The organism is Microbacterium sp. 2FI (assembly GCF_005502885.1).
GTDB lineage: Bacteria > Actinomycetota > Actinomycetes > Actinomycetales > Microbacteriaceae > Microbacterium.
Window position 1 is genome coordinate 374,642 of the sequence record NZ_SCMR01000001.1, and the last position, 26,443, is coordinate 401,084.

Genomic DNA, 26,443 nt, shown 5'->3' on the forward strand with positions numbered 1-26,443 from the left:
TTAGCGTCGTGCCATGCCCGAGCCGTTCGTCGCCCGCCCCCGCACCGCTCCGGCGGTGGCGGTCGCCCGGGGCGCGGGGACTACTGCAGCTGCACCTGAGCGGTGGGCGCCGACCGTGGCCGAGGTCACGGCTTCGGCTCCGACCTCGGCACAGGCTCGGGCGAGGGTGCGGCATCCGGTCCTCGCCCCTCTCGCCGTCTACCTCGACGACCCCGACGTGACCGACGTCTTCGTCAACGGCGATGCGGGCCTCTTCGTCGATCGCGGGCGCGGACCCGTGGCAGCTCCCGAGTGGCGTGCCTCGACGAGCGATGTGCGTGAGCTCGCGGTCGCCCTCGTCGGCCTCGGCGGGCGGCACATCGACGATGCCTCGCCGTGTGTGGACGTGCGGCTCGAGGACGGACTCCGCGTGCACGCCGTGCTCGCCCCCATCGCGCCTGAAGGCACGGCGATCTCGATCCGCATCCCGCGGTGGGACAGGCCCCGGCTCTCCGACCTCGCGGCGCGCGGCCTTGCCGGCCCCGACGACTGCGCTCGGCTCGAGGCGGCGGTCGCGAGGCGGACGAATCTGCTCATCACCGGCGCCGCGGGGTCGGGGAAGACGACACTGCTGGCGAGCCTGCTCGGTCTCGCCCCACCGAGCGAGCGGATCGTCACGATCGAGGATGTCGCGGAACTCCGCATCGACCACCCGCACCACGTTCGGCTCGAGGCGCGGCAGCCCAACCTGGAAGGCGCGGGCGGGATCGGCCTCGGGCGACTCGTGCGCGAGGCGCTGCGCATGCGTCCGGATCGGCTCGTGGTGGGCGAGTGCCGCGGCGAAGAGGTGCGCGAGCTGCTGACGGCGCTGAACACCGGGCACGACGGCGGTGCCGGCACGCTCCACGCGAACAGTCTGCGCGACGTGCCGGCTCGCCTCGAGGCACTCGGCGCGCTGGCGGGGCTCGACGACCGCTCGCTCGCGCGGCAGGTCGTTGGCGCGATCGAGCTCGTGGTGCATCTCGAACGCGGAGCGGACGGCGTTCGCCGCGTCGCGGGGCTCGGCGCACCCGCGCTCGATGGAACCGGGCGCCTCGCGATCGAAGAGGCGCGATGGCCGCGCGAATGAAGAAGACGGATGCCGCGCCCGCCGCCGACACCGTGCTCCGGCTCGCGGTGCTGCTGCAGGCGGGCATCGCGCCCGCCCGCGCGTGGTCGCATCTGGCTGCGACCGGCGACGCCGCCGCTGCGAAGATCGTCGGCGCGGTGGGACGGGGAAGCGGCCTCGCCGACGCCATCGCCGATGCCGATGCGAGCGGACGCGGCGGGTGGCCCGAGGTCGCGTCCGCGTGGCGGCTCGCCACCACTGTCGGCGCCCCGCTCGCCGAGAGCCTGCGGGGCCTCGCCACGGCGCTCCTCGATGCGCAGGAGGCGGCCGACGAAGTGCGGGTCGCCCTTGCCGAGCCCGCCGGCACCGCGCGGCTCATGGCGTGGCTCCCGCTCGTCGCCGTCGGGCTCGGGGCGGTGCTCGGCTTCGATACGTTCGCCGTGCTGCTGGGGAGCCCGGCAGGGATCGCGTGTCTCGTCGGCGGCGGGCTGCTCATCGCCGCCGCCAACCGTTGGACGGCCGTGCTCGTGCGCCGCGCGCGCCCCGACGGCGGCATCCCCGGTCACCGCGCCGAGCTTCTGGCGATCGCCCTCAGCGGCGGCGTCTCGATCGAGCGCGCGACGGCGCTCGTCGCCCACGCCGGTGAGGGATCGGCCGCGGCTGCGAAAGCCGATGGGGATGCTGCGGCGACGGTTCTCGCCCTGTCCTCGACGGCCGGGGTGCCCGCGGTCGAGCTGCTCCGCGCCTCCGCCGCGTTCGAGCGGCACCGGGCACGCGTCGACGGTCGCCTGCGCGCGGCGCGGCTGTCGTCCCGTCTGCTGCTGCCGCTCGGCGCGTGCACCCTTCCGGCGTTCCTGCTGCTGGGCGTCGCCCCGATGCTGCTGAGCGTGCTGTCGAGCGCATCCCTCTCGCTGTGAGTCCGTGCCCGTGAACCATCCGATCGATAGGAGAAGAGATGAACATCCCCCGCCTCAACCGCCGCCGCGCCGAGCGCCTGTACGCTCGGTGCGGCCCCGACGACGACGGCGCGGCGACCGCCGAATACGCGATCGCGACGATGGCTGCCGTCGCCTTCGCCGGGCTCCTCGTCGTGATCATGCGCAGCGATGAGGTACGCGGCATCCTCACCGACCTCGTCCGTCGCGCGCTCACCGTCGCATGATCCGGCGGCTCGGCGACGACCGCGGCGCTGTCGTCGCCGAGTTCGCCGTGGCTCTGCCCGCCGTCGTGCTCGTGCTGGTGCTGGGTGCCGGGGTCCTCACCGCGAGCGCTCGACAGGTGCGACTGCAGGATGCCGCGTCCGACGCCGCTCGTCTGGCGGCACGCGGTGAGGATGACGAGCGCGTCCACTCCGCAGTGACCGCTGCGTTGCCGGGCGCGCAGGTCGCCGTCGATCGCCGCGACGACCTGGTGTGCGTGACGGCGCGATCGGCGGCGCCGTTCGCCGTGGGGCTGATGCTCACAGCGACCGGCTGCGCCCTCGCGGGCGGCCTCTGATGGCGGGCGCCACACTGTCGGCCGCGGTGGTCGGCTGCGCCGCGGCCCTTGTCGTGGGTCTGGCCACGGTGGGCACCGCCGCCGTCGTCGGGCAGCGCCTGGCCGCCGCCGCCGATGCGGCGGCCCTGGCGGCCGCAGACACGGCATCGGGTGCTGCCCACGGCATACCGTGCGAACGCGCCGACGAGGTGGCGCACGCGCATGACGCAGTGCTGGCGGAGTGCCGTCTCGAGGGCCTCATCGCGACGGTCTCGGTCACCACCTCCTTCGGCGGTGTCGAGGCGACGGCGCGGGCTCGTGCGGGGCCTCCGCCGTGATCAGCGGCTAGGGCTGCCGCATCCGTCCCCGCACGACGACCGCCCGGACATGCGGAAACGGCGTGTATGGTTTGCGTCGACGAAAGGACGCCCCCGTTGGCAGAAGGCAAGAAGCTCGTCATCGTCGAGTCTCCGACGAAGATGCGGTCGATCCAGGGGTACCTCGGTGACGGCTACGAGGTGCTCAGCTCGGTCGGGCACATCCGCGACCTGGCGGACAAGAAGGACATTCCTGCCGACAAGAAGCAGGCGTACGGCAAGTACTCGATCGACATCGACAACGGCTTCGACCCGTATTACGTCGAGAGCGACCGCGGCCGCAAGACCGTCACCGAGCTCAAGCGCGCGCTCAAGGGCGCCGACGAACTCCTCCTCGCCACCGATGAAGACCGCGAGGGTGAGGCCATCGCGTGGCACCTGCTCGAGGCGCTCAAGCCCAAGGTGCCGGTGCGCCGCATGGTGTTCCACGAGATCACGAAGGACGCGATCCAGGCGGCCGTCGGCAACACGCGCGAGCTCGACCTCGCGCTCGTCGACGCCCAGGAGACCCGGCGCATCCTCGACCGCCTCTATGGGTGGGATGTCAGCCCCGTGCTCTGGTACAAGGTGCAGCAGGGCACGTCGGCGGGCCGCGTGCAGTCCGCGGCGACCCGCATGGTCGTCGATCGCGAGCGTGAGCGCATGGCATTCGTGTCGGCGTCGTACTGGGACATCGAGACGATGGCGGTGCCGGCACGTGAGGCGCACGCCCCTGACGAGTCGTTCGCCGCACGACTCGCGCGCGTCGACGGTGCGGGGCTCGCCCGCGGCACCGACTTCGACGACCGCGGTGAGCTCAAGAAGGCCGTGCTCGTCCTCGACGAGGCCCAGGCCCGCGAACTCGCCGCCGCGATCGAGGCCGCAGGCTCCGCATCCGTCTCGAATCTCGAAGCCAAGCCCGGAACACGCTCCCCGAAGCCGCCCTTCACCACCTCGACCCTGCAGCAGGAGGCCGGCCGCAAGCTCTCCATGAGCGCCAAGCACGCCATGGGCGTCGCGCAGCGTCTCTACGAGAAGGGCTTCATCACCTATATGCGCACCGACTCGACCGCGCTGTCGAAGCAGGCGATCGAGGCGGCCCGTGCGCAGGCGGTGGCGATGTACGGCGACAAGGCCGTGCCGCCGAACCCGCGCACGTACCGCAACAACGCCAAGAACGCGCAAGAGGCGCACGAGGCGATCCGTCCATCGGGTGAGACGTTCCGGACGCCCTCCGAAGTGTCGGGCGAGCTCGACCGCGACGAGCAGCGCCTGTACGACCTCATCTGGAAGCGCACGATGGCGAGCCAGATGTCCGACGCGAAGTACGAGACGACGACGGTGACGCTCACCGTGGACGCCGCCGGCCGACGCGTCGAGTTCACCGCATCGGGCACCGTGTACACGTTCAAGGGCTTCCTCGACGCGTACGAAGAGGGTCGCGATGAGAAGCGCGGGGATGCCGACAAGGCCGACGACCAGTCGCTGCCGAACCTCGCCGTGGGCGACGTGCTGAAGCTGAAGGACGTCGAGCCCAAGGGCCACGCGACCTCGCCGAAGCCGCGCTACACCGAGGCGAGTCTCGTCAAGGCGCTGGAGGAGAAGGGCATCGGCCGCCCATCGACCTTCGCGAGCATCATCGACGTCATCATCAACCGCGGCTACGTCACCAAGCGCGGTCAGGCGCTGATTCCGAGCTGGCTCGCGTTCAGCGTCATCCGTCTGCTCGAGCAGCACTTCGCCGACCTCGTCGACTACGACTTCACCGCGGCCCTCGAGGACGACCTCGATGCGATCGCTCGCGGCGAGCAGAAGCGTGTGGACTGGCTGAAGGACTTCTACTTCGGCTCGGACGAGCACGTGGGCCTGCGCAACATCGTCGACAATCTCGGCGAGATCGATGCCCGCGCGCTCAACTCGACCCCGATCGGCGACGTGGCGACGCTTCGTTTCGGAAAATACGGTCCGTACCTCGAGATCGCCGACGCCGCGAACCCCGAGGGCGAACCGCGTCGCGTCAACATCCCTGAGGAGCTCGCGCCCGACGAGCTCACCCCGGCGAAGGCGCAGGAGCTCATCGACGCGCCGGTCGCCGGTGACCGCGTGCTGGGCGAGAACCCCGCCACCGGCAAGCTGGTGCTCGTGAAGGACGGCCGCTTCGGACCCTACGTGCAAGAGGCGGATCCGCCTGCCGACGAGGTCGTCGGCGAGGCGACAGGCGAGGTCATCGCGGCGGCGCCGGATCCGGCCGTCCCCGCCGAGAAGCCCAAGCGCGGCGCGAAGAAGGCGCCGGCGGCGCCCAAGCCCCGCACCGCGTCGCTGTTCAAGTCGATGTCGGTCGACACGATCGACCTCGAGACGGCGCTGCGTCTTCTCGACCTGCCCCGCACGGTCGGCGCCGATCCCGAGTCGGGCGACGTCATCACCGCTCAGAACGGGCGCTATGGCCCGTATCTGAAGAAGGGCACCGACTCGCGCACGCTCGCCAGCGAGCAGCAGCTGTTCGACATCACGCTGGACGAGGCGCTCGCCGTCTACGCGCAGCCGAAGTACGGCGCACGGGGTGCCTCGAGCGCCCTCAAGGAGTTCGAGGCGGACCCCGTCAGCGGCAAGCCGATCAAGCTGAAGGACGGCCGGTTCGGCCCGTACGTCACCGACGGTGAGACGAACGCCACGATCCCGCGCGGCGAGGACGCGATGGAGGTCACCTTCGAGCGCGCCGTGCAGCTGATCGCCGACAAGCGCGCGAAGGGTCCGGTCAAGCGGACGACGACGCGCCGCACCACGACGACGAAGAAGGCCCCGGCGAAGAAGTGACCGAGGCGCACGGCCACCCCGGACTCTTCGTCACGCTCGAAGGGGGCGACGGAGCCGGAAAGACGACGCAGGCCGCGCTCCTGGAGGCGTGGCTGGCGGATGCCGGACACATTGTCGTGCGCACGCGCGAGCCCGGCGGCACCGAGGTCGGCGTGCTCGTCCGTGACATCGTGCTGCACCACCGCGGCGAAGTCGCCCCGCGTGCCGAGGCGCTGCTGTACGCCGCGGATCGGGCCCATCACGTGGAATCCCTCGTGCGCCCTGCACTCGCCCGCGGCGAGGTCGTGATCCAGGATCGGTACCTCGACTCGTCGGTGGCCTACCAGGGCGCGGGCCGGGTGCTCGGGCGTGACGAGGTGCGCGATCTGTCGCTGTGGGCGACCGGGGGCCTGCTTCCCGATCTCACGGTGCTGCTCGATCTCGATCCGGCCGCAGCGCGGGCGCGCCTCGACGCCGACGACAAGCCCTTCGACCGGCTCGAGGCGGAGCGGGAGTCGTTCCACGAGCGCGTGCGGGCCGAGTTCCTCGCGCTCGCGGCGGCCGAGCCCGACCGCTTCCTCGTGCTCGACGCGGCGCGGTCGGCCGACGCGCTCGCCGCCGACATCCGCTCTCGCGTCGCGTCCATCCTCGGCTGATCCCGTCGTCTGCGTCGCCGGTGCCGGGCGGCCGCGGCCGGGCGGTGTCGGCGCGCCGATTAGGCTGTTCGGCATGGATGCCGCCACCGACGTCGCGGTTCTGCCCTGGACCGACGTGTGGGGACAGGACGCCGCGGTCGCAGCGCTTCAGGATGCGGCATCCGATCCCGCGTCGATGACCCACGCGTGGCTCATCACCGGTCCTCCCGGCTCCGGCCGCTCGACCCTCGCGTACGCGTTCGCCGCGGCGCTGATCGCCGAGCCCGGTGACGAGAACGCGATGCGGCAGGTGCTGGCCGGAACCCACCCCGATCTCGCGGCGCTGCGCACCGAGGGCGTCATCATCTCGATCAAGGAGGCGCGTGCCCTCGTCGAGCGGTCGTACTTCGCCCCCTCGCTCGGCCGCTATCGCGTCATCGTGATGGAGGATGCCGATCGTATGGCCGAGCGCACCTCCAACGTCCTGCTGAAGGCCCTCGAGGAGCCGCCGGAGCGCACGGTGTGGGTGCTGTGCGCGCCGAGCGACGCCGACCTGCTGCCGACGATCCGCTCGCGCGTGCGCACCCTCCGCCTGCGCGACCCCGACATCGACGACGTAGCCCGACTGATCGCGGCGCGAACGGGCGCCGACCTCGCGACGGCCGAGCAGTCGGCGCGGCACGCTCAGCGTCACATCGGCATGGCGCAGCGTCTGGCGACGGATGCCGCGGCGCGGGCCCGCCGCGACGAGACGCTGCGCGCGGTGCTCGGCGTCCGCGGCGTGGGCGACGCGGTCGAGGTCGCCGGCCGCATCGTGCAGGTCGCCACCGATGACGCGAAGTCGCTCACGGCGGAGCGCGATGAGACCGAGCGGTCGAGTCTGCTCCGCACCCTCGGCATCGCCGAGGGGTCGCCCGTGCCGCCCGCCGTGCGCTCGCAGCTGTCGGCCCTCGAAGACGACCAGAAGCGCCGTGCCACCCGGAGCCTCCGTGACGGCATCGACCGCGTGCTCACCGATCTCGAGTCGATGTTCCGTGACGTGCTCATGCTGCAGTTCGGCCGCGACGGAGACCTCATCAATCGCGAGCTCGAGTCCGATCTGCGCTCTCTCGCCGCGGCCTGGACGATCGAGCGCACCCTCACCGTCGTCGACCGCATCGGCGAGACGCGCACCAACGTCGAACTCAACGCCGCCCCCACGCTCGCCCTCGAGAGCATGCTCGTGACTGTCGCGAGCGGAAGGACCCCGTGAAGCAGTCGTCCCCCCGCCGTGTCGGCCCAGCGCGGCGCGCACCGCGCGTCGCCGCGATCGTCGCCGGTGTGATCGCGGCATCACTGGCCCTCAGCGGCTGCCTCTACGGGCTCATCCCGGAGGAGAGCCCGCGCTCGACGGCCAGCCCCACGCCTGACACCGAGGGCGTCGCGGCGGACCTGCTGCCGTTCTACTCGCAGACGCTCGACTGGTCCTCGTGTAACGACACGTTCGAGTGCACGACCGTGACGGCGCCGCTCGACTGGGCGAATCCGAGGGCGGGCGACATCGAGCTCGCCGTGATCCGCAGTCGCGCCGAGGCGGGCGAGCCGATCGGATCGCTGCTGACCAATCCCGGCGGCCCGGGAACGAGTGGCCTGCAGCGGGTCCGCGATTCGCTCACCTTCATGGTCGGCGACCCGGTGCGTGCCGTGTACGACGTCATCGGCTTCGATCCGCGCGGAGTAGGGGAGTCGACCGCGGTTCGCTGCTACGACGACGCCGAGATGGACGCGTTCCTCTTCGACATCCCCGAGAACGAGCGGGGGACCGACGCGTGGGAAGACGAGGTCCTCGATCGTCAGGCCGACTTCGCCGAGGCGTGCAAGGCCGAGAGCGGCGGCATCCTCCCGCACATCACGACCGAGAACTCCGCGCGCGACCTGGACCTCCTGCGCGCAGTCCTCGGTGACAGCGAACTGCACTATCTGGGCTACTCCTACGGCACCTTCCTCGGCGCCACCTACGCGGAGCTCTTCCCCGAGCGCGTCGGTCGCCTCGTTCTCGACGGCGCGGTCGACCCGTCGATTCCCGGCATCGACGTCGGTACGATCCAGGCGATCGGGTTCGAGTCGGCGCTTCGCGCCTACATGGCCGACTGCGTCGCCGGCAGCGACTGCCCGTTCCGCGGCACGGTCGACCAGGCGATGGCGGATCTCGCGACTCTGCTCGCGAGCGTCGATCGCGACCCGCTGCCAGCGGCTGACGGACGGATGCTGGGCGCCGATTCCCTCATGACCGCGATCGTCTCCGCGCTGTACTCACAGGAGAGCTGGGAATACCTCACGATCGCGCTCACCGACGTGCTCGCCGGAGACCCCGAGGTGGCCTTCCTGCTCGCCGACTTCTACTACGACCGCGAGGAGGGGGTCTACACGTCGAACTCGACCGAGGCCTTCCGCGCGTACAACTGCGTCGACTACCCCGATGATGCGACTCCCGAGCAGGAGGCCGAGGCCGAGGCACGCATCTTCGCCGAGGCGCCGACGATCGCGCCGTACTGGATCGGCCCGGACCCGTGCTCGGTGTGGACGACGCCGCCCACAGGCACGCGCGGCGCGATCGCGGCCGACGGCGCGGCGCCGATCGTGGTCGTCGGCACGACGAACGACCCGGCGACGCCCTATGAGTGGTCGGTGTCGCTTGCCGACCAGCTGTCGTCGGGCGTGCTCGTCACGCTCGTGGGTGAGGGGCACACCGGCTACAACAAGGGCAATGAGTGCGTCGACGACGCGGTCTCGGCATACCTCGTCGACGGTGTCGTCCCCGACGACGGTCTGCGCTGCGAATAGCGCCGACCCCGCGGTTCGCGGGTGCCCCCGCGACCCTGTAAGATCGTTGATCGTGCATCGCGCAAGCGAAGTACGCCACCTTAGCTCAGACGGCAGAGCGATTCACTCGTAATGAATAGGTCAAGGGTTCGATTCCCTTAGGTGGCTCCACAATCACCTGGTCATCGCGGCTTTGTCTGATTCCGGAAGGGATCACACAATGGCCGATTGGACACTTGTAGGACACATTTGGCGTTCTGACCGGGACTTCACCAGCGGTTCGCCCGTTTTCGTCGCGGTATCTCGACGCATCTGGCGTGGTCTGGCGCACCTCATCGGTATGTCAGATTTCACCTCGCACGGCCTCGAACGAATGCTCACGACGAGCGAGCTCGCTGACCACTTGAGCGTCTCCCGGCAGGTCATCTACGACCTCCGCCACAAGGGCGAGGGGCCTCGCGGCATTCACGTCGGCAAGGAGCTCCGGTACCGGATCTCAGACGTCAGGGACTGGCTCGAAACGAGAGCCGACCCGATGCCGAAGGGCGCCGGCGATGCCCGGTAAGCCGCGCACCGGCATCGGGACCTTCGGGGCCATTCGGACGACCGCTCTGCCGTCCGGAGCCTTCCAGGCCATGACGCGGTTACGGGATTGGGACGGTCGGTTACGTCGTGTCACCGCGACCGGAACGACGCGGGCGCGGGCCGAGGCCGCTCTACGCGAGAAGCTCGTCGAACGCGATCGAATCGGCGACACGGGGGAGTGCGTCACCGCCGACACGGAGTTCTCCGATCTCGGGGCGCTGTGGCTGGAGGAGATCGCGATCGACTCGCGGCTCGCCGACGCAACGAAGGACCTGTACGCGACGCAGCTGCGTACGCTGCTGCTCCCGGCCTGGGGAAACCTGACGGTGCGGGAGATCACGACGGCGCGGCTGGAGCGATTCCTCAAGCTGCAGGCGGGGGTGTCGTACTCGAAGGCCAAGCACGCCCGGGTGCTGCTGAACCTGATACTGAAGTTCGCGATGCGTCACGGCGCGATACGCCACAATCCGCTCGCGGGGACCTCCCCGCTGCACAAGCCTCCCGCGGCCCCGAAAGCCCTGACGCTCGACGAGCTCGCACGCATCCGCACGGCGGCGCGCGAGTGGCGCACGGGGGAGAGCCGGCCAGGTCCCAAGCCCGACGGGCAGCTTCGCGACATCATCGAGGTGATGCTGGGCAGTTCGGCACGGATCGGTGAGGCTCTCGCACTCCGCAGATGCGATCTCGACATGACGGCGAACCCGCCGACCGTGCACATCCGCGGCACTGTCGTCGTGCGAAAGGGCGCAGGTGTCGCCCGTCAGGCGTGGCCGAAGACGCATGCGTCCGACCGGATCGTCGCCATCCCGCAGTTCGCCGCCGAAGTCCTTCGTCGGCGCCTCGCGCTCATCGCGGACCGCGACCCCGAGCATCTGCTCTTCTTCACCAAGCGCGGGACGCCGATCACGCCCTACAACGCTCGGCGCACCTTCCGCCAGGTGCTCGAGGAAGCAGGGCTCGATGGCCGCGGCATCAAGCCGCACTCGTTCCGCAAGACCGTGGCCACGCTCCTCAGCGAGGAGGCCACGGACGAGGTGGCCGCCGAGATGCTCGGGCACGCCGGCACCGCGGTCACACGCGAGCATTACATCGAGCGGAAGCAGCGGGCGAACCCTGAGACGGCGCGGATTCTGGATGGGCTCGCGCCGCCTCGTGACACTGAACCGCCCTCGTGAGGGCGGCGGATCGCTACATCTCCTGCAGGAACGTCACGAGGTCGCGGTTGAAATCCTCGTACTCGTTCCAGTGCGGGCAGTGGCCACTGCGGGGGTAGACGGTGAGGCGAGCGCCGGGGATGCTGTCGGCCACCCATTGCATGCCTTCGAGTGGGAACGACGGCGAGTGTTCCGAAGTGACCACCCACGTGGGGACATCGATCGTCGGCACGACGTCGCGCCAGTCTGCGGTGAAGTGGTCGATCCGGAGTCCCAGCGAACTAGCGAAGAAGTCGCCGATCCCGCCCTCTTGCTCGAGCATCCGTTGCACGTGCGGTGGAGCCGGCGGCTCGCGATCGAACTCCGACCAGGCCGCCTGTCCGGCGACCTGCGCCTCGAGCTTGTCCCACGACACATGACGCACCCCCCACTGCCATGTGGCGTCGTTCATGATCCGCGGTGACTGGTCGATGAGCACCAGCCGAGCGACGGCGTGCGACCCGTGAAGGCTCAGGTAGGCAAATGACACCGACGCTCCCATCGAGTGGCCGACGAGCGTCGCGTCGTCGATGCCTTCCGCCTCCAGCAGTTCCGCGAGGTCCTGCCCCATGCGCGCGATCCGCTGCCCGTACTCGGGGGCGTCGGATTCGCCGTGGCCGCGCAGGTCCATCGCGATCACGCGGAAGCCTGCCGCGAGGAGCACGTTTCGCTGAAACGTCCAGTGCCCCTTGTGGCACAGCATCCCGTGCAGCAGCACGACCGGTCGGCCCGCACCATCGTCGGTATAGACGATCGAAATGCCGTCGGAGGTTGCGAGCTTCTTCAACACCATTGTTGTCTCCTTCAGTTCTCAGGCGATTCAGCCGAAAATCACGCCGCCGTTGACATGGATGACCTGCCCCGTGATGGTTCCGACCTCGGGCGTCAGGAGGAACGCGATCGCCGAGGCGATCTCATCGGGCTTCGAGAGCCTGCCCAACAGCGACATCCCCGCGATGCGGTCTCGGTCATCGTCGGACAGCACTGCGGTCATTGGCGTCTCGGTGGCACCGGGTGCGACCATGTTCACGCGAACTCGATGAGGTGCAAGCTCGCGGGCGTATCCGCGGACGAGTCCGATCAGGGCCGCTTTCGAGGTGGCGTATGCGCCGTTTCCCATCAGGCCGCCGCCGGTGAAGGCCGCGGCACTGCCCAAGACGACCACCGAACCGAGTGTCCCCGCCTGGATGAGGTGGGGGCCGGCGGCCGAGATCGTGTTCTGTACGCCGACGACGTTGATGTCGAGCACCCGTCGGAACTCGCTCGCGTCGATCTCGAGAAGCGACGCGCGGCTGACGATTCCGGCCGCAGCGACGACGCCGGTGATGCCGCCCCCGTCTGCGAATCGGTTCGCCGCGAGGCGCATGGCGGCGGCATCCGTCACGTCTGCGCCGAACGCGAGATGTCCTTCGCCGACGAGCTCGCTCACTGCGCGGTCGGCGGCTGCGGGGTCGATGTCGACGATCGCGACGCGAGCGCCCCGTTCGGCCGCTTGTTGAGCGCAGGTGAGGCCGATGCCTGACGCGCCGCCGGTGATGAGGACGGCCTCGGCCGTCGGCTCGCTGTGCTGGGTCATGGGGAACTCCTGGTTCTCGGGGTCAGAGGATTGCCATGGCATTGGCCGGGCTGCCGACACCACCGGGCAGATTCAAGGGCTGGGCTGTGACGAAGACGTCGTAGCGTCGCCGAGCGGCGCAGGCGACGGCAAGCTCGTCGAGTCGCCAGAGCTCGCCGATCGTCATGCCGAGAAGCGGAATGAGGATGCGGTGCAGCATCCCGCTGTGGCTGGAGGGCGCCATCGCCCCGCTCGTCTCCGCCGTCACCGACAACTCGGAGCCGGTGGCCGGCCACGCCTCGAGTGCGATGTTGTCGGCCGCCGCCACGGCGACCTGGTGATCCCACAGCCATGCCGCCGTCTCTTCGGACTGCCGCAGGCCAGGGGAGACGAGGGGTCCGTCCGCCCTCGGGTGGGTTCGGAAGTGATGGAGCCAGCCCGTGCGGATCATGAGGATGTCGCCCGGATCGATGCTGCTGCCCTGATGTTCGAGCGCCGCCTCGAGATCGGAGACGGGGATTCGTTCGTTCACGGTGTGGTCGATCGGGCGACCGATTTCGTCGCGATACGCGGCGACATCGATCAGCAGTCCGCGTCCGGCGATGCCGCGCTCGGCCGCCGCTTGGATGCCGAGGGCAGGATTGCCCGCCACGAGCTCGGCCGGGTCGGCGCCGTTGTAGAAGCCCCGATCAGGATGCCCGAAGTGGCGCAGCCCGTCGAGCTGGGTCGACGCCTGTGGGAAGAAGCTGTCGAGGCGGTCGTCGCGATGGAACTCGTTCAGGCCGAAGACGGTGTGCTCGATGGACCCGCGGTGCGCGATGATCGGCGGATCGAACTCCGTGAGCGAGAGGTTGAGAGGAACGACTTCGCCAGTCAGCATGCTCATCTGCGCATCCATGACCCGCTCCGCGGTGAGGTGATTCAGGGTTCCGAGCTGATCGTCGGCTCCCCAGAGTTCCCACGCGGTTCCCTGCAGGCGGCCGGGTCTGCGTTGCAACGCGGCATAGTCCGGGATGCTGTCATCCCGGACGCGCCGTTCCCGCGGTCGCTCCATCAGCGCGGCGTCAGCCTTCGCCGTCGGTCATGACCTGGTGGATCTCGATCATGTAGCCCGCGGGGTCGGTCAGGAAGATCTGGTGCCAGCCCTCCACCGACCAGATCCCCCAGTCGTCGAAGGGGATGTTGTGCTCGGTGAGACGAGCCTTGATCGCCTCGATGTCGTCAGTGCGGAACGCGAAGTGACCCTGGATGAGGGGGTTCACCGTGTGCCCCTCACGCCAGGCGAGGTAAGGCTGACGCTGGGTGGCGTGAATCTGGAGCTCCTCGGGGTCGCCGGCGTCGTAGAACTTCGCCGCGTCGTCCCACTCGCTGTTGCCGTCGACGCCGGTGTCGGCGTTCTTCGACGTTGCGATCATCGCGGGCGACGGCAGAATATTCAGGCCGAGCGCGTTCCCGTAGAAGTCGGTCAGCACGGACATGTCGTCCGAGGTGACGTTCACGTGGTGGAGGCGGAGGTAGACCATGATGTTCCTTCGGTTGGTGGGTGGTCGGTGGTGGATGGAGCGGCAGTCTGGTCGCTCAGGGCGTGAGACGGTAGCGGGCCACCTTCTGGGGGTCGAGACTGACGCCGAGTCCCGGGCCGTCCGGGACAGTCATGTAGCCGTCCTCGATCACCAACGGCTCGCTCAGCAGATCATCGTCGAGGTCGAGGTAGTTGGAGAGTTCGGCCGCGGAGCGCGAGGTGAGCTCTTGCGAGGCGCCGAACACGAGCGAGCACACCGTGCCGAGGTGCGCGTCGATCTGGTTGCCGATGACCGCCTCGACGCCGAACGCCTCGGCGATGTGGGTGACGCGCAGAGAGTCGGAGAATCCCGTCCGGGCGGTCTTGATGCTCACCGCGGTCGCGGCTCCGGCGAGCAGTTCACGGACGAGGTCGGCCGGGGTCGGAATGCTCTCGTCCGCCACGAAGGGGACCGGGCTCTGCGACACGAGCCATCGCCTGCCCAGCACGTCATCGGCAGGGCAGAGCTCCTCGACCCGACTGAGGCCGACGTCTTCCAGCATCCGTATTGCGCGGGCCGACTCGGCCGCGGTCCACCCGCGGTTGCCGTCGATGTACAGCTCGGCGTCCGCGCCGAGCGCCTCTCGGACGGCGCGGCACACGGCGACGTCGAGCTGCACAGGCCGGCGGCCGACCTTGATCTTGAAGCTCGAGATCCCGAGCGCTTCGCGCAAGTGCACGGCCTCGGCGGCGACGACGTCGGGGTGGTCGAAGCCGAGCATGTGGCTGACCTGAAGGCGGTCGGCGAACCCGCCGAGCAGCTTGTGGACCGACGTGCCGATGCTCTTGCCCCAGGCATCCCACAGAGCCATGTCGATGGCGGCTTTCGCGGTCGGATTACCGACTGTGCGGGCCAGTCGCGCGCGGACCTGCTCTCTGTCGAGTATCGACAGCCCGAGGATCGCGGGGGCGAACAACTGGTCGATGATCGCGACGATCGAGGCCTGGGTCTCGCCGTACGTGTACGGGCGGGGTGGAGCCTCGGCGATGCCGACGACGCCATCGCTCGTGACGATCTCGACGAGGACGTTGTCGGCCACCTCGATCGATCCGCTCGCGAATCGCAGCGCCTTCCGGTAGGGAATCCGGTAGGGGACTGTGCGCACGGCGACGATGCGGCCGGCAGCGCACAGTGCGCTCGAGTCGGGCAGGACCTGGGGTGCGACATGCATCAGCGTGGCTCGATCATCCTCGGTGGGCCTCTCTTCGTCGAGGGGACGACCGCGATGTCGGCGTCCTCTACGGACGCTAATCGGTCATTGATGACGAGGGAAATACCAATCGACTCTCATTTGATAGCGAAGTCGGAAAGATCGGGCGTGGGGAGCGCGCGCTTGGAGACCTCGAGCACGGCGGCGAGTGCAGGAGAGGCGTCATCGCGCCGCCACGTGAGCGTGGCGAACATGTGGTCCGGGTGGATATCGCGCAGTGGCTTGTAGGTGATCCCCACGGATTGTGTCGGTGTCACCGAGCTGAGGGTGATCGTGATTCCTGCCCCGGCCGCGACCAGTGCGAGAACGGTCGCGGAGTCGGGTGCGACCTGCGCGATGCGCGGGCGGAAGCCGGCCGTCACGCACAGCGCGAACATCGTCGACTGCAGCATGGATCCCTGGTCGTCGGGCAGGCTGACGAAGTCTTCGTCGTGCAGTTCCGCGAGCGAAAGTTCGGACTGGCCGGCGAGCGGATGGCCCTCGGGCAGGGCGCAGAGGATCTCCTCGACTTCGACGACGCGCGACTCGAGCTCTGGATTCGGGGTGGGAAGGCGAGCGAATGCGAGGTCGATGGAGCCGTCGAGCAGGCGCTCCAGCGCGCTGTACACGTAGGTCTGAGATTCGAGCTGGAGCTCGATCCCCGGGTGGGATTCGCGAACAGCGCGAGTGAGGATCGGAAGCGCACGTTGGCTCGAGGCACCCGCGAAGGCGATCCGCACGCGCCCCTGGTCGCCCGCGGCGATCGACGCGGCAAGGTTACGGGCCGCCGAGACCTGACTGAGCACCCGTCGCGCGGGGACGAGCAGTCGTGCTCCCGCATCGGTGAGCACGACGCTGCGTGTGCTCCGTTCGAACAGCTGAAGGCCGAGGTCGGTCTCGAGCTGCTTGATCCGGGCGCTCAGGGGTGGCTGCGACATGTGCAGACGACTGGCGGCGCGCCCGAAATGCAGTTCCTCGGCAACCGCGACGAACGCTTCGAAGTCCTTGATCTCCATGCCAGATCCCTCCGATGGAAGCAGGATTGATCGTCAATCGGGATCAGTCTGCACCAGATTCGTCTCGGATTCAGGACCGATCCCGCGGTCACCTGCGTCACAGTGGGAGCGCGCCGCGATGCCGCGGCTGCGGTGCTGGTCTGCCGACAGACCGCGAGAGGGGCAGGAACCATGGTCGACCGCCTACTGGTGACGGGCGGCGCGTCGGGGATCGGCCGCGCCATCGTCGAGCACGGGATTGCCCAGGGCTGGGACGTCATCGTGATCGACCGGCAGCGCTCTCAGCAGGGTCGCTCGGTCATCGCCGACCTCGCCGATGTCGACAGCACGGCCGTCGCACTGGCTGATGCCCTGGCCGAGGGACCGATCACGCGCCTCGTCAACAACGTCGGAGCGGTGTTCCCCGCCGGCCTGCAGGAGCAGACGCTGACCCAGCTCGACCAGTCCCATGCCCTCAACCTCAGGGCGGCGGTCCAGTGCGCCCAAGCGGTCGTCGGCGGCATGACCGAGGCCGGCTTCGGGCGGATCGTGAACATGACGTCGCGGGCAGCTTTGGGCAAGGAGCTGCGCACGGCCTACGCCGCAGCGAAGGCCGGCCTCATCGGGCTCACCAGGGTCTGGGCGCTCGAACTCGGCCCCGCACGGATCACCGTCAACGCGATCGGCCCAGGGCCCATCGCGACTGAGCTCTTTCTGAACGCGAATCCCGCCGACTCGCCATACACCCAGGCGATCGTGTCGTCGGTCCCCGTCGGCCGCCTCGGCGAGCCCGAGGACGTCGCGCATGCGGCCGCGTTCTTCCTCGACGAGAGATCGGGCTTCGTGACGGGTCAGACCCTGTACGTGTGCGGCGGGCTCTCCGTCGGCTCGATTCCGGTCTGACGACGGAGCCGAGGTCCGTGCTCAGCCGAGCACGACGACGGCTTTGCCCCCCACGACGCCGGCCTCCATGTCGCGGTGCGCCTGGACGATCTCGTCGAGGTCGTAGGTGCGCCCGACCGGGATCTGAGCGCGACCATCTTCGACGGCGTCGAGGTAGGCCTGGAGCTCTGCCGGAGGCAGGTCGGCTGCTTCGCCCGAGTACGCGGTGAGGCGGACGCCGTTGGGGAGCCATGCCATCGGATAGAACTCGGGGATGGTCCACTGGTCCGACAGCATGCCGGTGAAGCACACGGTGCCGCCGGTGCGAACGGCTCGGAGGGTGTCCTTCATCACGTTCACCCCGACGAGCTCCACCGCACCGTCGACGCCGTCGGGGAACAGCTCGCGCACCGAGTCTGCGATGTCACCGTCGTCGATCAGGATGTGGTCGACCCCGATGGACTCGAGCTGTGAGCGCGCGCTCTCGCGCCGTGTCGTCGCCAGGACGGTGAGGCCGTGGAGCTTGCCGAGAACGGCGAGTGCGAGGCCGATCGACGATGTGCCGCCGCGGATCAGGAGCGTCTGCCCAGGTTGCGCGTGCAATCCGACGAAGAGGGAGCCGTACGCGGTCTGCAGCATCTCGGGGACCGCCCCCAGCAGGTCCCATGCGAGGGGGCTGGCGAAAGCGATGACCTGGGCTGCCGGCACGACGACGTACTCGGCGTAGCCGCCGTCGAAGTCTCGACCCATCCCGCCCATCATGGTGACGACCTGGGTGCCCACGGCGAACTCTCCACCGGGTGCGGCGGCGACGACACCGGTCGCCTCGATGCCCGGGACGCGCGGGAACGAGCCGCTGTAGGCCGCTCCTCGCCGGAAGTGCAGTTCGGAGCGATTGAGGCCGAACGCCTTCACGGCGATCAGGACTTCCCCCGGATCCGGAACCGGCACGGGAATCTCTCGGATCTGGAGGACCTCGGCTGGCCCGGGTTCGCTCACGACGACCGCGCGCATGGTGTCACTCACGCCGTCACCTCCGCCACCGTGTCGGTGAGACGATCCTGCAGTCGGCGCAGTGCGTCGACGACGAGCGCGGCATCCGCCGGTTCTTCGATGATGCGCCCGATGAACGCTCGCGCGACCTTCTCGCCGTCCTGCCGTGCCTGCTGGCCGACGAACGTGAGGGCGACCAGCGAGGAGCGGCGGTCTTCGGGATGCGGGCGCCGGGTCGCGAGACCATCGCGCTCGAGCCGGTCGACGACCTTGCTCGCGGCGCCGATCGTGATCGAGAGCTCCTCGCTCAGTTCGTGCACGCGTCCTGCGCCGTCGTGGCGGTCGAGGATGCGCAGCGCCTGCAGTGTGCCGAGGCCGACCTGGCCGCTGCGGGCGAGCTGTCGCTCGACCGCATTCCAGAGGTCGGTCTCGAATCGGACGAGGTGATCGAAGAAGTCCATGACATCCGCAACCGTACTCCTAGGCAGCATATTCCTGGGAATATAGTTCTCCGACACTCAGTTGACCACCGTATGCAGCAGAATCCGGCACCCTCCGTGCAGTTCGAGCGACTGCGGGTCCGCTACGGCGACACCGATGTGCTCAATGACGTGTCGCTGACGATCGAGGCAGGCTCGTTCACCGTGCTGCTGGGTCCGTCGGGTTCGGGGAAGACGACGCTGCTGCGCAGTGTGAATCGGATGGTCGAGCCGGTCGGGGGGCGCGTGCTGGTCGGCGGGAGCGACGTGGCCGATGAGAACGTCGTACGCCTGCGGAGGTCGATCGGCTACGTCATGCAGGCGAGCGGACTCTATCCCCACCGGACCGTGCTCGACAACGTCGCGACGGTCCCGCGGCTCTTCGGCGTCTCCCGGGCAGCCGCTCGCGAGACGGCGCTCGCGACGATGGATCTCGTCGGACTGGGGCGCGAGCTCGCGCCTCGGTACCCCGCACAGCTGTCGGGCGGTCAGCAGCAGCGGGTCGGTGTCGCTCGTGCGCTCGCGGCCGGTCCGCGGCTCATGCTCATGGACGAGCCGTTCGGCGCCGTGGACCCGATCACGCGGCGTGCGCTGCAGCAGGAGGTTCTCCGACTCCACGCAGAAACCGGCATGACGGCGCTGTTCGTCACGCACGATGTCGATGAGGCGCTCGCACTCGGGGATCGGATCATCGTGCTGGATGCCGGAGGACGCATCGCGCAGGATGCTGCGCCGACGGAAGTGCTCACGAACCCCGCCGACTCCTTCGTGGCCGAGATGCTCGGCACCGCGAGCGGCGATCGGTCGCTCCGTGTTCACCCGGCCGGTGGAGCGGAGGTCGTCGTCGACCGATCGGGTCGGCCGGTCGGGGTGCTCGAGCGATGAACTGGGTTGCCGAGAACAGCTCCCAGATCGTCGGGCTGCTCATCGCCCATCTCGTGATCACGATTCCCGCGATCGCCCTGAGCGTCATGGTGGCCGTCCCTCTCGGCCGGCTCGCCCACGCGTCGGGGCGTGCCCGCGGCAGCATCCTTGCCACGACGGGAATCCTCTACGCGATACCGTCGCTTCCGCTGCTCATCGTGATCCCCGCTGTGCTCGGACTGCCGCTGCGATCGGCGGCGACCATGATCATCGCGCTCACCGTCTATGGGGTCGCGCTGCTCACTCGGACGGCGGCGGACGCATTCGCCTCCGTTCCGCGCGAGGTCCTTGCGGCTGCCGACGCGACCGGACACACCTCCGGCGCGCGGTTCGTGCACGTCGAACTGCCGCTCGCGATGCCCGTCCTCATCGCCGGGACGAGGGTCGTCGCCATGAGCACGATCGGCCTCGCCACCATTGGAGCGCTCATCGGCATCCCGAGCCTGGGGAGTCTCCTCACCGACGGATTCCAGCGCGGTATCGCCGCTGAAGTGGCCACCGGCATCATTCTCACCCTGGCCCTGGCCGCCGTCGTCGACGGCTCGCTGTGGTTCGTCGGCCGTGTGAGCCAGCCCTGGGCTCGTGCCGCCCGCGCGTCGAGGAGGGTCGCAGCATGAACCTTCTCGGTGAGACGCTCGCGTGGCTGGCAGACCCGGCCCACTGGTCGGGTCCCGACGGAATTCCGACCCGACTCGCACAGCACGTGGGACTGACCCTTGCGGTGATCGCGATCGCGGGAGCCATCGCGCTGCCGATCGGTGCGTGGATGGGCCACACCCGCCGGGGCGAGGCGACGATCGCGACACTGGTCAACGGCTCCCGGGCGCTTCCGACGCTGGGGCTCGTCACACTGTTCGCACTGTGGCTGGGCATCGGTGTTCGCGCACCGATCATCGCCCTGGTCATCCTCGCGATCCCGTCGATCGTCGCGGCCACCTACTCCGGGATCAGCTCCGCGTCCCGCCCGGCCGTGGAAGCCGCCCGAGCTCTCGGTCACACGAGCTGGCAGACCCTGACCCGGGTGGAGGCGCCGCTGGCGATGCCGACGATCGGCGGCGGATTCCAGTCCGCCCTGCTGCAGGTCGTCGCGACAGCGACGATCGCAGCGTACGTCGCGGACGTCGGACTCGGACGCTACATCTTCTCGGGCCTCAAGTCCCGTGACTATCCCGAGATGCTCGCCGGCTCACTGCTGACCATCTCGCTCGCCCTCCTCGTCACCGCCGCGGCTGCCGGCATCGGCCGGCTCTATCGACACCTCACCACCACCGAAGGGACACCGGAATGAAGACCACCACCCGAACGCTCGGAACCATCGCAGCCCTCAGCAGCCTCGCGCTGCTGGCCGGATGCTCGGGCGGAGACCCGCTCGAGTCCGGTGCACCGTCTGCGTCCGAGACGATCGTCGTCGGCTCCCAGGATTACTACTCGAACGAGATCATCGCCGAGATCTACGCTCAGGCATTGGAGGGCGCGGGCTACGACGTGCAGCGCGACTTCCGCATCGGGCAGCGCGAGGCGTACCTGCCTGAGATCGAGGCCGGCCGCATCGACCTGTTCCCCGAATACACCGGCCCCCTTCTGCTGGTGTGGGAGCCGGAGGCGAGCCCCGGGACGGCCGACGAGGTCTACGACGCTCTCGCCGCGGCGGTCCCCGACGGTCTGCGTGTGCTCGACCAGTCGGACGCGTCTGACCAGGACAGCTACGTCGTGACCCGTGAGTTCGCTGAAGAGTACGGCGTGACGACGATCGCCGACCTTGCGACGGTGCCGGTTCCGATCACCCTCGGCGGAAACTCCGAAGGCGAGAACCGTCCCATCGGTCCGGCCGGACTCAAGTCCACCTACGGCGTCGACGTGTCGTTCACCCCCATCGAAGACGGCGGCGGACCGCTCACCGTGAAGGCGCTGCTCGACGACCAGGTGCAGCTCGCCGTCATCTACACCGCCAGTCCTTCGATGGCAGGCGAAGACCTCGTCGCGCTCGAAGACCCCGACGGGTTCATGCTCGCCTCGCACGTCGTCCCGCTGGCCTCCGACAAGCTCGATGGGGCCGCGGCGGACATCATCGACAAGATCAGTGCCGCCATGAGCGCAGCCGACCTGGTCGCGCTCAACACCGAGAGCGTCCAGACCCAGGCGCCCGCCGCGACGATCGCCGAGGAGTGGCTCGCGAGCCGCGCGGACGATCTGCGCTGATCGCAGATCGCCCATCGGGCGTGCTCGTCAGCGGTGCGGGATCGGGTCCGCTGCGCACTCCTCGGGAGCGCCCTCGAGCGTCACCGCCAGGCGGCGCTCGGGGTCGAGCCCGGTGAGGACCGCGTACGAGATAGTGGACAGCTGGCCGACCGACTCGCCGTCGAGGTTGCCGAGGATCATCTCCTTCACCGCACCCTCGTAGATCGGGCGGGCCTGCAGGTAGGCCTCCGCGCCCGCCGGGGTGAGTACGGCATTCGTCGCACGGCCGTCCTCCTCGCACGCGGCCCGGGTGACGAGTCCCTTGCGCTCCAGGCCCGTCACCACCCGCGACAACCGGGGGAGGGTCGCATTGGTGCGGGAGGCGAGCGCCGTCAGGCGCAGCCTGCCGAGATCTGCGGCGTGCAGGGCCTCGAGCAGCGTGTACTCGAACGAGGTGACTCCTGTGCCGCTGAGCTGTCGGTCGAGCGCAGTCGGCAGCAGCTCGAGGAGCGCGCGCAACCGTGCGACGGCGACGCGTTCGTCGTGCCCAAGGGGTTCCATGACGCCAGACTAACCGAAAGTTGCACCTACAAGCAATTGATGTATAGTTCAAGGTACAAGTAAACGGATGCCGGTCACGGCACGGACACGAGGGAATGGACATGACGAGCTTCACGATCATCGGAACGGGAAACATGGGCGGCGCGATCGGCGGCGTGCTCGCGGCAGGCGGGAGCGACGTCAGCCACGTCACGCGGGAGCAGCTCAGCGCGGCTCCTGCCCTGGGCGATGTCGTCGTCCTCGCTGTCCCCTACGGAGCGGTCGATGAGGTCATCGCGGCCTACGCCGACCAGCTCGATGGCAAGATCGTCGTCGACATCACCAACCCGCTCAACTTCGAGACCTTCGACTCGCTCGTGGTGCCGGTCGGCAGCTCGGCGGCGGCTGAGATTCAGGCCAAGCTGCCGACCAGCAAGGTCCTCAAGGCGTTCAACACGACGTTCGCCGCGACGCTCGCCGGCAAGCAGGTCGGCGGCCTTCCGACGACGGTGCTCATCGCCGGAGACGACTCTTCCGCCAAGGGCGCTCTTGCTGCGGCGATCACCGCCGGGGGCATCGAGGCGATCGACGCCGGCTCGCTCGCGCGAGCCCACGAGCTCGAGGCGCTCGGATTCCTTCAGCTGACCCTCGCCGTCGGCGAGAAGATCAGCTGGACCGGCGGCTTCGCCGTCGCACGCTGACCGTGACGCGGGGCCGGGCGACCGGCCCCGCCACCAGAGAGGAGCACCGATCATGATCGCCGAGACAGACGATCGCGTACTGCATCCAGACAGCTCGATGGGGGCTGTGACGCTCCGCGTCGGAGACCTGGAAGGCATGTCGGACTACTACGCGCGCGCGTTCGCCATGGAGCCGCTCGAGGAGCGTGCATCAGCAGGCGAGACCCGTCGGGTTCTCGGTCGAGGTCGGACTCCTCTCGTGCGGTTGGTGCACACTCCCGACCTTCCCGGCGTCGATCCACATCAGGCCGGGCTGTTCCACACCGCGTTCCTTCTCGAGGATCAGGCCAGCCTGGCCGCCACGGTCTACCGGGCGGCGCAGGATCCGCGGAGCCGATTCGCAGGTGCCAGCGACCACCTGGTCAGCGAGGCCTTCTACTTCACCGACCCGGAGGGCAACGGCGTCGAACTCTACGTCGATCGACCCCGCGAGCAGTGGATCCGTCGCGGAACCCAGATCGAGATCACCACCGACTATCTCGACCCGAATGCATTCCTCCAGCGGCACTTGACGGAGGAACGGACGGATGCCGGGCCCGCACTCGCCGGACGGGTCGGTCACGTCCACCTCCAAGTCGGCGACCTCGCCACGGCACGCGCGTTCTACGTCGAGGCGCTCGGCTTCGAGGCGACGCAGACCGGCTACCCCGGCGCGATCTTCGCCTCGGCGGGCGGCTATCACCACCACATCGCCATGAACGTCTGGAACAGCAGGGGAGCGGGGCCGCGCGCGGCCAGCCTGGGCCTGGGCGATGTCGCCGTGACCGTTCCTACCGTCTCCGAGCTCGAATCGCTTGAAGCGCGGCTTCGGGCGCGGTCGATCGCTTTCCGCGGTGACGGTCGATCCGTCGCCGTCTCCGACCCCTGGGGAACGGCCGTCACGGTCTCCCTTCCCGATCTCACCACCGAGGAGATGCTCGCCCGATGAACACTGCGCTGCGCGACCTGCGCTCACCCGATTTCGCTTCGCACGTCGGGGATTACCGGGCGGTCATGCTCTTCCTCCACGGCTTCGGCTCGAGCGAGCGGGACCTCGCCGGCCTGGCCCCTGCGCTCGATCTCGCACTTCCGTGGGCATCCCTCCGTGCGCCGCATGAGGTCGGCAACGGCGGAGCGGCCTGGTTCGAGATCGTGACGCCCGGAAACCCTGACCCCCAGCCGGTCGCGGAGGCGACCGATGCCGTCTGGGCCTGGGTCGACGAGCATGTGGATCCCGACGCCTGCGTGATTCCCGTCGGCTTCTCACAGGGCGGGCTGATGGCCAGCCAGCTTCTGCGCACGCGACCCGAACGGGTGCTGGCTCCCGTCGTGCTCGGAGGCTTCGTCCAGGGCTCGCCCCAACCGGGAGACGACACGCTCGCTACGACCAGGCCGCCGCTCTTCTGGGGCCGCGGGGCAGAGGACCGCGTCATCGCCTCGGCCGCGATCGCACGCACCGCCACCTACCTTCCGCAGCATTCGACTCTGGTGGAAGAGATCTACCCCGGGCTGGGGCACGGCATCAGCGCAGCCGAGGTGGACGACGTGCGTGGCTTCCTTCGCGCGCACGTCGGGGCTCATGCGGTCGGCGCACGATGAGCGCAGCATCGCCCTTCGAGATCGGCATCTTCACCTTCGGCGAGCTCACGCGTGACGCGGACGGCATTCCGATGCGCGCGGCGCAGCGATTGAGCGACCTGCTGGAGTGGGCGAGCGTGGCCGACGATGCGGGCCTCGACGTCTTCGGAGTGGGAGAACACCATCGGGCCGACTTCGCGGTGTCATCACCCCAGGTCGTGCTCGCGGCGGCAGCAGCGCGTACCGACCGGATCCGCCTGACGAGCACCGTCACTGTGCTCTCCAGCGCCGATCCGGTGCGTGTCCACGAGGATTTCGCCACGCTCGACCTGATCAGCAAGGGTCGGGCCGAGGTCACGGCGGGCCGTGGCGCCTACATCGAGTCTTTTCCACTGTTCGGACAGGACCTGGACCGATACGACGAGTACTTCGAGGACCGGCTGGACCTGCTGCTGAAGATCCGTGACGAGAACCCCGTCACGTGGACCGGCACGACGCGCCCGGCGATGAACAGCGCGGGAGTGTGGCCGCGACCGTTCCAGGAGGCGCTGCCGATCTGGGTAGCCGTCGGCGGAACGCCGGACTCGGTTGTGCGGGCAGGCGCCCGCGGCCTCCCGGTCTACCTCGCGATCCTCGGCGACCCGGCGCGGTTCGTGCCGCTCGCCGAGCTCCACCGCCGCGCAGCGGACGCCGCGGGGCATGAGGGCGCTCGCATCGGCGTCACGTCGCACTTTCACGTGGGGCGCACGTCGCAGGGTGCCCGCAACGAGTTCTATCCGCACTACTCGTCGTACATCGGTCAGAACATGCCACGCGTCGGGCGGCTGGATCGGGACGCCTTCGATACCTGGGCGAGTCCGCGGGGCGCACTGTTCGCAGGGAGCCCCGCCGAGATCGTGGACAAGATCCTCTGGGAGCACGAGGCGCTCGGCCACAGCCGGTTCCTCGCGCAGGTCGGCCTCGGAGGGCTCGCCCAAGTCGACACGCTGCGTTCCATCGAACTCCTCGCCACCGAGGTCCTCCCGGCCGTCCGCAGGGCGATCGGAAGCGGAGCCCCCGTTTAGATCAGCCCATGGCGGCGGAACGCGTTCCAGACGCCGTCGTCCAGAACGGATGTGGTGACCTCGTCGGCGGCAGCCTTGATCGCCTGGTCGGCGTTGCCCATCGCGATGCCGACGCCGCACACGTCCAGCATCTCGACGTCGTTCGCGCTGTCGCCGATGCCGATGGCCGACCCGGCATCCATGCCGAGGAGGTTGAGCAGCTGGAGGATGGTGGAGCCCTTGTTGACCCCGTGGAGCGTGACCTCGCCGCTAGCAGGCCCCATGTGCGGAATCGTGCCGGTGATGACGTGGAACTCGCCCAGGAACGCTTCGCTGACGCGCTCGAACGCCCGCTGATCGTCGGCGAGGAACAGCGACTTGGCGATCCCGGTGCTGGTCATCGGGCGGATGTGGTCGAATGCCCGGAGGGCCGGGTGGTCGCTCTCCGAGGCGACGGCCAACAGATCGGGCCGGGGGTCGCCTTGGCGAGCGAGGTCCTCGGCGAGGTATTTCACGAAGCGATCGCGCATTCCCGGACTCGGATATACCTCATCGTAGGACTGCAGGTAGTAGTCGTACCCCGCCTCCTCGTAGAACGCGACCATGCGCGTCGTCGCTTCTTCGGGCAGTGTGCGGGAGATCACGAGGTCGTCGCCGATCTCGGCGAACCCGCCTCCTGCGCTGATGGTGCCGTCGAATCCGATCGCACGGATCTGCGGGTAGATCTCGGTCCTCGAGCGTCCGGTGCACAGATACATGAGGTGGCCGTCAGCGCGAGCCCTGCGAATCGCCTCGACGGTCGTCTGAGCGATTCTCTCGCCTCCGTCGATGAGCGTGCCGTCGACGTCCAGGAACACGATGCGGGGGGAAGCCATC

30 protein-coding genes and 1 tRNA gene are annotated in these 26,443 nt (G+C 69.1%); 21 read left to right on the top strand and 10 right to left on the bottom strand.

The genetic code is table 11. The features are described from left to right. The first annotated feature begins 13 nt into the window (after window positions 1-13). From FFS15_RS01735 to FFS15_RS01790, 12 genes are all read left to right on the top strand, one after another. Window positions 14-1,108, top strand: coding sequence for a TadA family conjugal transfer-associated ATPase (locus FFS15_RS01735; protein WP_137843261.1), 1,095 nt, complete (start codon window positions 14-16; stop codon window positions 1,106-1,108). Beyond that, window positions 1,093-2,004, top strand: coding sequence for a type II secretion system F family protein (locus tag FFS15_RS01740; RefSeq protein ID WP_137843262.1), 912 nt, complete (start codon window positions 1,093-1,095; stop codon window positions 2,002-2,004). The genes FFS15_RS01735 and FFS15_RS01740 overlap by 16 nt, the downstream gene beginning before the upstream one ends. Window positions 2,005-2,042: 38 nt before the next feature. Continuing rightward, on the top strand, window positions 2,043-2,249 hold the full coding sequence (locus tag FFS15_RS01745) for a DUF4244 domain-containing protein (RefSeq protein WP_137843263.1): 207 nt from the start codon (window positions 2,043-2,045) through the stop codon (window positions 2,247-2,249). Next, on the top strand, window positions 2,246-2,584 hold the full coding sequence (locus FFS15_RS01750; protein ID WP_137843264.1) for a TadE family type IV pilus minor pilin: 339 nt from the start codon (window positions 2,246-2,248) through the stop codon (window positions 2,582-2,584). The genes FFS15_RS01745 and FFS15_RS01750 overlap by 4 nt, the downstream gene beginning before the upstream one ends. Next, window positions 2,584-2,901 (top strand): Rv3654c family TadE-like protein, encoded by a 318-nt coding sequence (locus tag FFS15_RS01755; RefSeq protein WP_137843265.1) that lies wholly within the window; start codon window positions 2,584-2,586, stop codon window positions 2,899-2,901. The genes FFS15_RS01750 and FFS15_RS01755 overlap by 1 nt, the downstream gene beginning before the upstream one ends. Window positions 2,902-2,997: 96 nt before the next feature. Next, window positions 2,998-5,736, top strand: coding sequence for a type I DNA topoisomerase (gene topA, locus FFS15_RS01760; RefSeq protein ID WP_137843266.1), 2,739 nt, complete (start codon window positions 2,998-3,000; stop codon window positions 5,734-5,736). After that, the gene (gene tmk, locus FFS15_RS01765; RefSeq protein WP_137843267.1) at window positions 5,733-6,371 is read left to right on the top strand and encodes a dTMP kinase; all 639 of its coding nucleotides are present in this window, start codon (window positions 5,733-5,735) and stop codon (window positions 6,369-6,371) included. The genes topA and tmk overlap by 4 nt, the downstream gene beginning before the upstream one ends. A gap of 73 nt (window positions 6,372-6,444) precedes the next feature. Continuing rightward, window positions 6,445-7,602 (top strand): DNA polymerase III subunit delta', encoded by a 1,158-nt coding sequence (locus FFS15_RS01770; protein WP_137843268.1) that lies wholly within the window; start codon window positions 6,445-6,447, stop codon window positions 7,600-7,602. After that, on the top strand, window positions 7,599-9,173 hold the full coding sequence (locus FFS15_RS01775; RefSeq protein WP_137843269.1) for an alpha/beta hydrolase: 1,575 nt from the start codon (window positions 7,599-7,601) through the stop codon (window positions 9,171-9,173). The genes FFS15_RS01770 and FFS15_RS01775 overlap by 4 nt, the downstream gene beginning before the upstream one ends. Window positions 9,174-9,247: 74 nt before the next feature. Then, window positions 9,248-9,323: transfer RNA gene (locus FFS15_RS01780), tRNA-Thr, on the top strand. Between the two features lie 202 nt (window positions 9,324-9,525). Beyond that, window positions 9,526-9,717 carry a helix-turn-helix domain-containing protein gene (locus FFS15_RS01785; RefSeq protein ID WP_212743093.1) on the top strand — a complete coding sequence of 64 codons (192 nt, stop codon included), beginning with the start codon at window positions 9,526-9,528 and terminating at the stop codon, window positions 9,715-9,717. A gap of 70 nt (window positions 9,718-9,787) precedes the next feature. Beyond that, window positions 9,788-10,912, top strand: a complete 1,125-nt coding sequence (locus FFS15_RS01790) for a site-specific integrase (RefSeq protein ID WP_171013045.1) — start codon at window positions 9,788-9,790, stop codon at window positions 10,910-10,912. 13 nt (window positions 10,913-10,925) lie between these two features. On the opposite strand, the gene FFS15_RS01795 is transcribed toward FFS15_RS01790, so the two are convergent. The 6 genes from FFS15_RS01795 to FFS15_RS01820 all read right to left on the bottom strand — a co-directional run bounded on the left by FFS15_RS01795 (window position 10,926) and on the right by FFS15_RS01820 (window position 16,252). Continuing rightward, window positions 10,926-11,723: an alpha/beta hydrolase gene (locus FFS15_RS01795; RefSeq protein ID WP_137843272.1), complete on the bottom strand. Its 798-nt coding sequence runs from the start codon at window positions 11,721-11,723 to the stop codon at window positions 10,926-10,928. 27 nt (window positions 11,724-11,750) lie between these two features. Next, window positions 11,751-12,506: an SDR family NAD(P)-dependent oxidoreductase gene (locus tag FFS15_RS01800; RefSeq protein WP_171013046.1), complete on the bottom strand. Its 756-nt coding sequence runs from the start codon at window positions 12,504-12,506 to the stop codon at window positions 11,751-11,753. Between the two features lie 22 nt (window positions 12,507-12,528). Continuing rightward, window positions 12,529-13,482, bottom strand: coding sequence for a cyclase family protein (locus tag FFS15_RS01805; protein ID WP_171013047.1), 954 nt, complete (start codon window positions 13,480-13,482; stop codon window positions 12,529-12,531). A 67-nt stretch (window positions 13,483-13,549) separates the two neighbouring features. After that, window positions 13,550-14,008 (bottom strand): VOC family protein, encoded by a 459-nt coding sequence (locus FFS15_RS01810; protein WP_137843275.1) that lies wholly within the window; start codon window positions 14,006-14,008, stop codon window positions 13,550-13,552. 55 nt (window positions 14,009-14,063) lie between these two features. Beyond that, window positions 14,064-15,218 carry an enolase C-terminal domain-like protein gene (locus FFS15_RS01815; RefSeq protein ID WP_137843276.1) on the bottom strand — a complete coding sequence of 385 codons (1,155 nt, stop codon included), beginning with the start codon at window positions 15,216-15,218 and terminating at the stop codon, window positions 14,064-14,066. A gap of 116 nt (window positions 15,219-15,334) precedes the next feature. Further along, window positions 15,335-16,252 carry a LysR substrate-binding domain-containing protein gene (locus FFS15_RS01820; protein ID WP_137843277.1) on the bottom strand — a complete coding sequence of 306 codons (918 nt, stop codon included), beginning with the start codon at window positions 16,250-16,252 and terminating at the stop codon, window positions 15,335-15,337. 171 nt (window positions 16,253-16,423) lie between these two features. Between FFS15_RS01820 and FFS15_RS01825 the strand changes: the two genes are divergently transcribed. Next, window positions 16,424-17,134 carry an SDR family oxidoreductase gene (locus tag FFS15_RS01825; protein WP_137843278.1) on the top strand — a complete coding sequence of 237 codons (711 nt, stop codon included), beginning with the start codon at window positions 16,424-16,426 and terminating at the stop codon, window positions 17,132-17,134. 21 nt (window positions 17,135-17,155) lie between these two features. Here FFS15_RS01825 and FFS15_RS01830 read toward each other — a convergent pair whose 3' ends face one another. After that, entirely contained in the window at window positions 17,156-18,139 is a 984-nt protein-coding gene (locus tag FFS15_RS01830) for a zinc-binding dehydrogenase (protein WP_137843279.1), read from the bottom strand. Beyond that, window positions 18,136-18,567, bottom strand: coding sequence for a MarR family transcriptional regulator (locus tag FFS15_RS01835; RefSeq protein WP_171013048.1), 432 nt, complete (start codon window positions 18,565-18,567; stop codon window positions 18,136-18,138). Before FFS15_RS01835 ends, FFS15_RS01830 begins: the two co-directional genes overlap by 4 nt. Window positions 18,568-18,663: 96 nt before the next feature. Between FFS15_RS01835 and FFS15_RS01840 the strand changes: the two genes are divergently transcribed. From FFS15_RS01840 to FFS15_RS01855, 4 genes are read left to right on the top strand one after another with little or no spacing between them, the layout of a single operon-like run. Continuing rightward, on the top strand, window positions 18,664-19,470 hold the full coding sequence (locus tag FFS15_RS01840) for an ABC transporter ATP-binding protein (RefSeq protein WP_249353630.1): 807 nt from the start codon (window positions 18,664-18,666) through the stop codon (window positions 19,468-19,470). Then, window positions 19,467-20,126, top strand: coding sequence for an ABC transporter permease subunit (locus FFS15_RS01845; RefSeq protein ID WP_137843282.1), 660 nt, complete (start codon window positions 19,467-19,469; stop codon window positions 20,124-20,126). Before FFS15_RS01840 ends, FFS15_RS01845 begins: the two co-directional genes overlap by 4 nt. Next, window positions 20,123-20,797 (top strand): ABC transporter permease subunit, encoded by a 675-nt coding sequence (locus FFS15_RS01850; RefSeq protein WP_137843283.1) that lies wholly within the window; start codon window positions 20,123-20,125, stop codon window positions 20,795-20,797. The genes FFS15_RS01845 and FFS15_RS01850 overlap by 4 nt, the downstream gene beginning before the upstream one ends. Next, entirely contained in the window at window positions 20,794-21,708 is a 915-nt protein-coding gene (locus tag FFS15_RS01855) for an ABC transporter substrate-binding protein (RefSeq protein WP_137843284.1), read from the top strand. The genes FFS15_RS01850 and FFS15_RS01855 overlap by 4 nt, the downstream gene beginning before the upstream one ends. 27 nt (window positions 21,709-21,735) lie before the next feature. On the opposite strand, the gene FFS15_RS01860 is transcribed toward FFS15_RS01855, so the two are convergent. Further along, window positions 21,736-22,248: a MarR family transcriptional regulator gene (locus tag FFS15_RS01860; protein WP_137843285.1), complete on the bottom strand. Its 513-nt coding sequence runs from the start codon at window positions 22,246-22,248 to the stop codon at window positions 21,736-21,738. A gap of 101 nt (window positions 22,249-22,349) precedes the next feature. Between FFS15_RS01860 and FFS15_RS01865 the strand changes: the two genes are divergently transcribed. Genes FFS15_RS01865 through FFS15_RS01880 form a run of 4 tightly spaced genes read left to right on the top strand, consistent with a single transcriptional unit; the run spans window position 22,350 to window position 25,588 of the window. Next, window positions 22,350-22,928 carry an NADPH-dependent F420 reductase gene (locus FFS15_RS01865; protein WP_137843286.1) on the top strand — a complete coding sequence of 193 codons (579 nt, stop codon included), beginning with the start codon at window positions 22,350-22,352 and terminating at the stop codon, window positions 22,926-22,928. A 52-nt stretch (window positions 22,929-22,980) separates the two neighbouring features. Further along, on the top strand, window positions 22,981-23,895 hold the full coding sequence (locus FFS15_RS01870; RefSeq protein WP_137843287.1) for a VOC family protein: 915 nt from the start codon (window positions 22,981-22,983) through the stop codon (window positions 23,893-23,895). After that, window positions 23,892-24,545 (top strand): hypothetical protein, encoded by a 654-nt coding sequence (locus FFS15_RS01875; RefSeq protein ID WP_137843288.1) that lies wholly within the window; start codon window positions 23,892-23,894, stop codon window positions 24,543-24,545. Before FFS15_RS01870 ends, FFS15_RS01875 begins: the two co-directional genes overlap by 4 nt. Continuing rightward, window positions 24,542-25,588, top strand: a complete 1,047-nt coding sequence (locus FFS15_RS01880) for an LLM class flavin-dependent oxidoreductase (protein WP_137843289.1) — start codon at window positions 24,542-24,544, stop codon at window positions 25,586-25,588. The genes FFS15_RS01875 and FFS15_RS01880 overlap by 4 nt, the downstream gene beginning before the upstream one ends. Here FFS15_RS01880 and FFS15_RS01885 read toward each other — a convergent pair. After that, a complete protein-coding gene (locus tag FFS15_RS01885) occupies window positions 25,585-26,442 on the bottom strand; it encodes a Cof-type HAD-IIB family hydrolase (RefSeq protein ID WP_137843290.1) in 858 nt (285 codons plus the stop codon). The two genes, FFS15_RS01880 and FFS15_RS01885, sit on opposite strands and share 4 nt — an antisense overlap. Window position 26,443 lies beyond the last annotated feature (1 nt).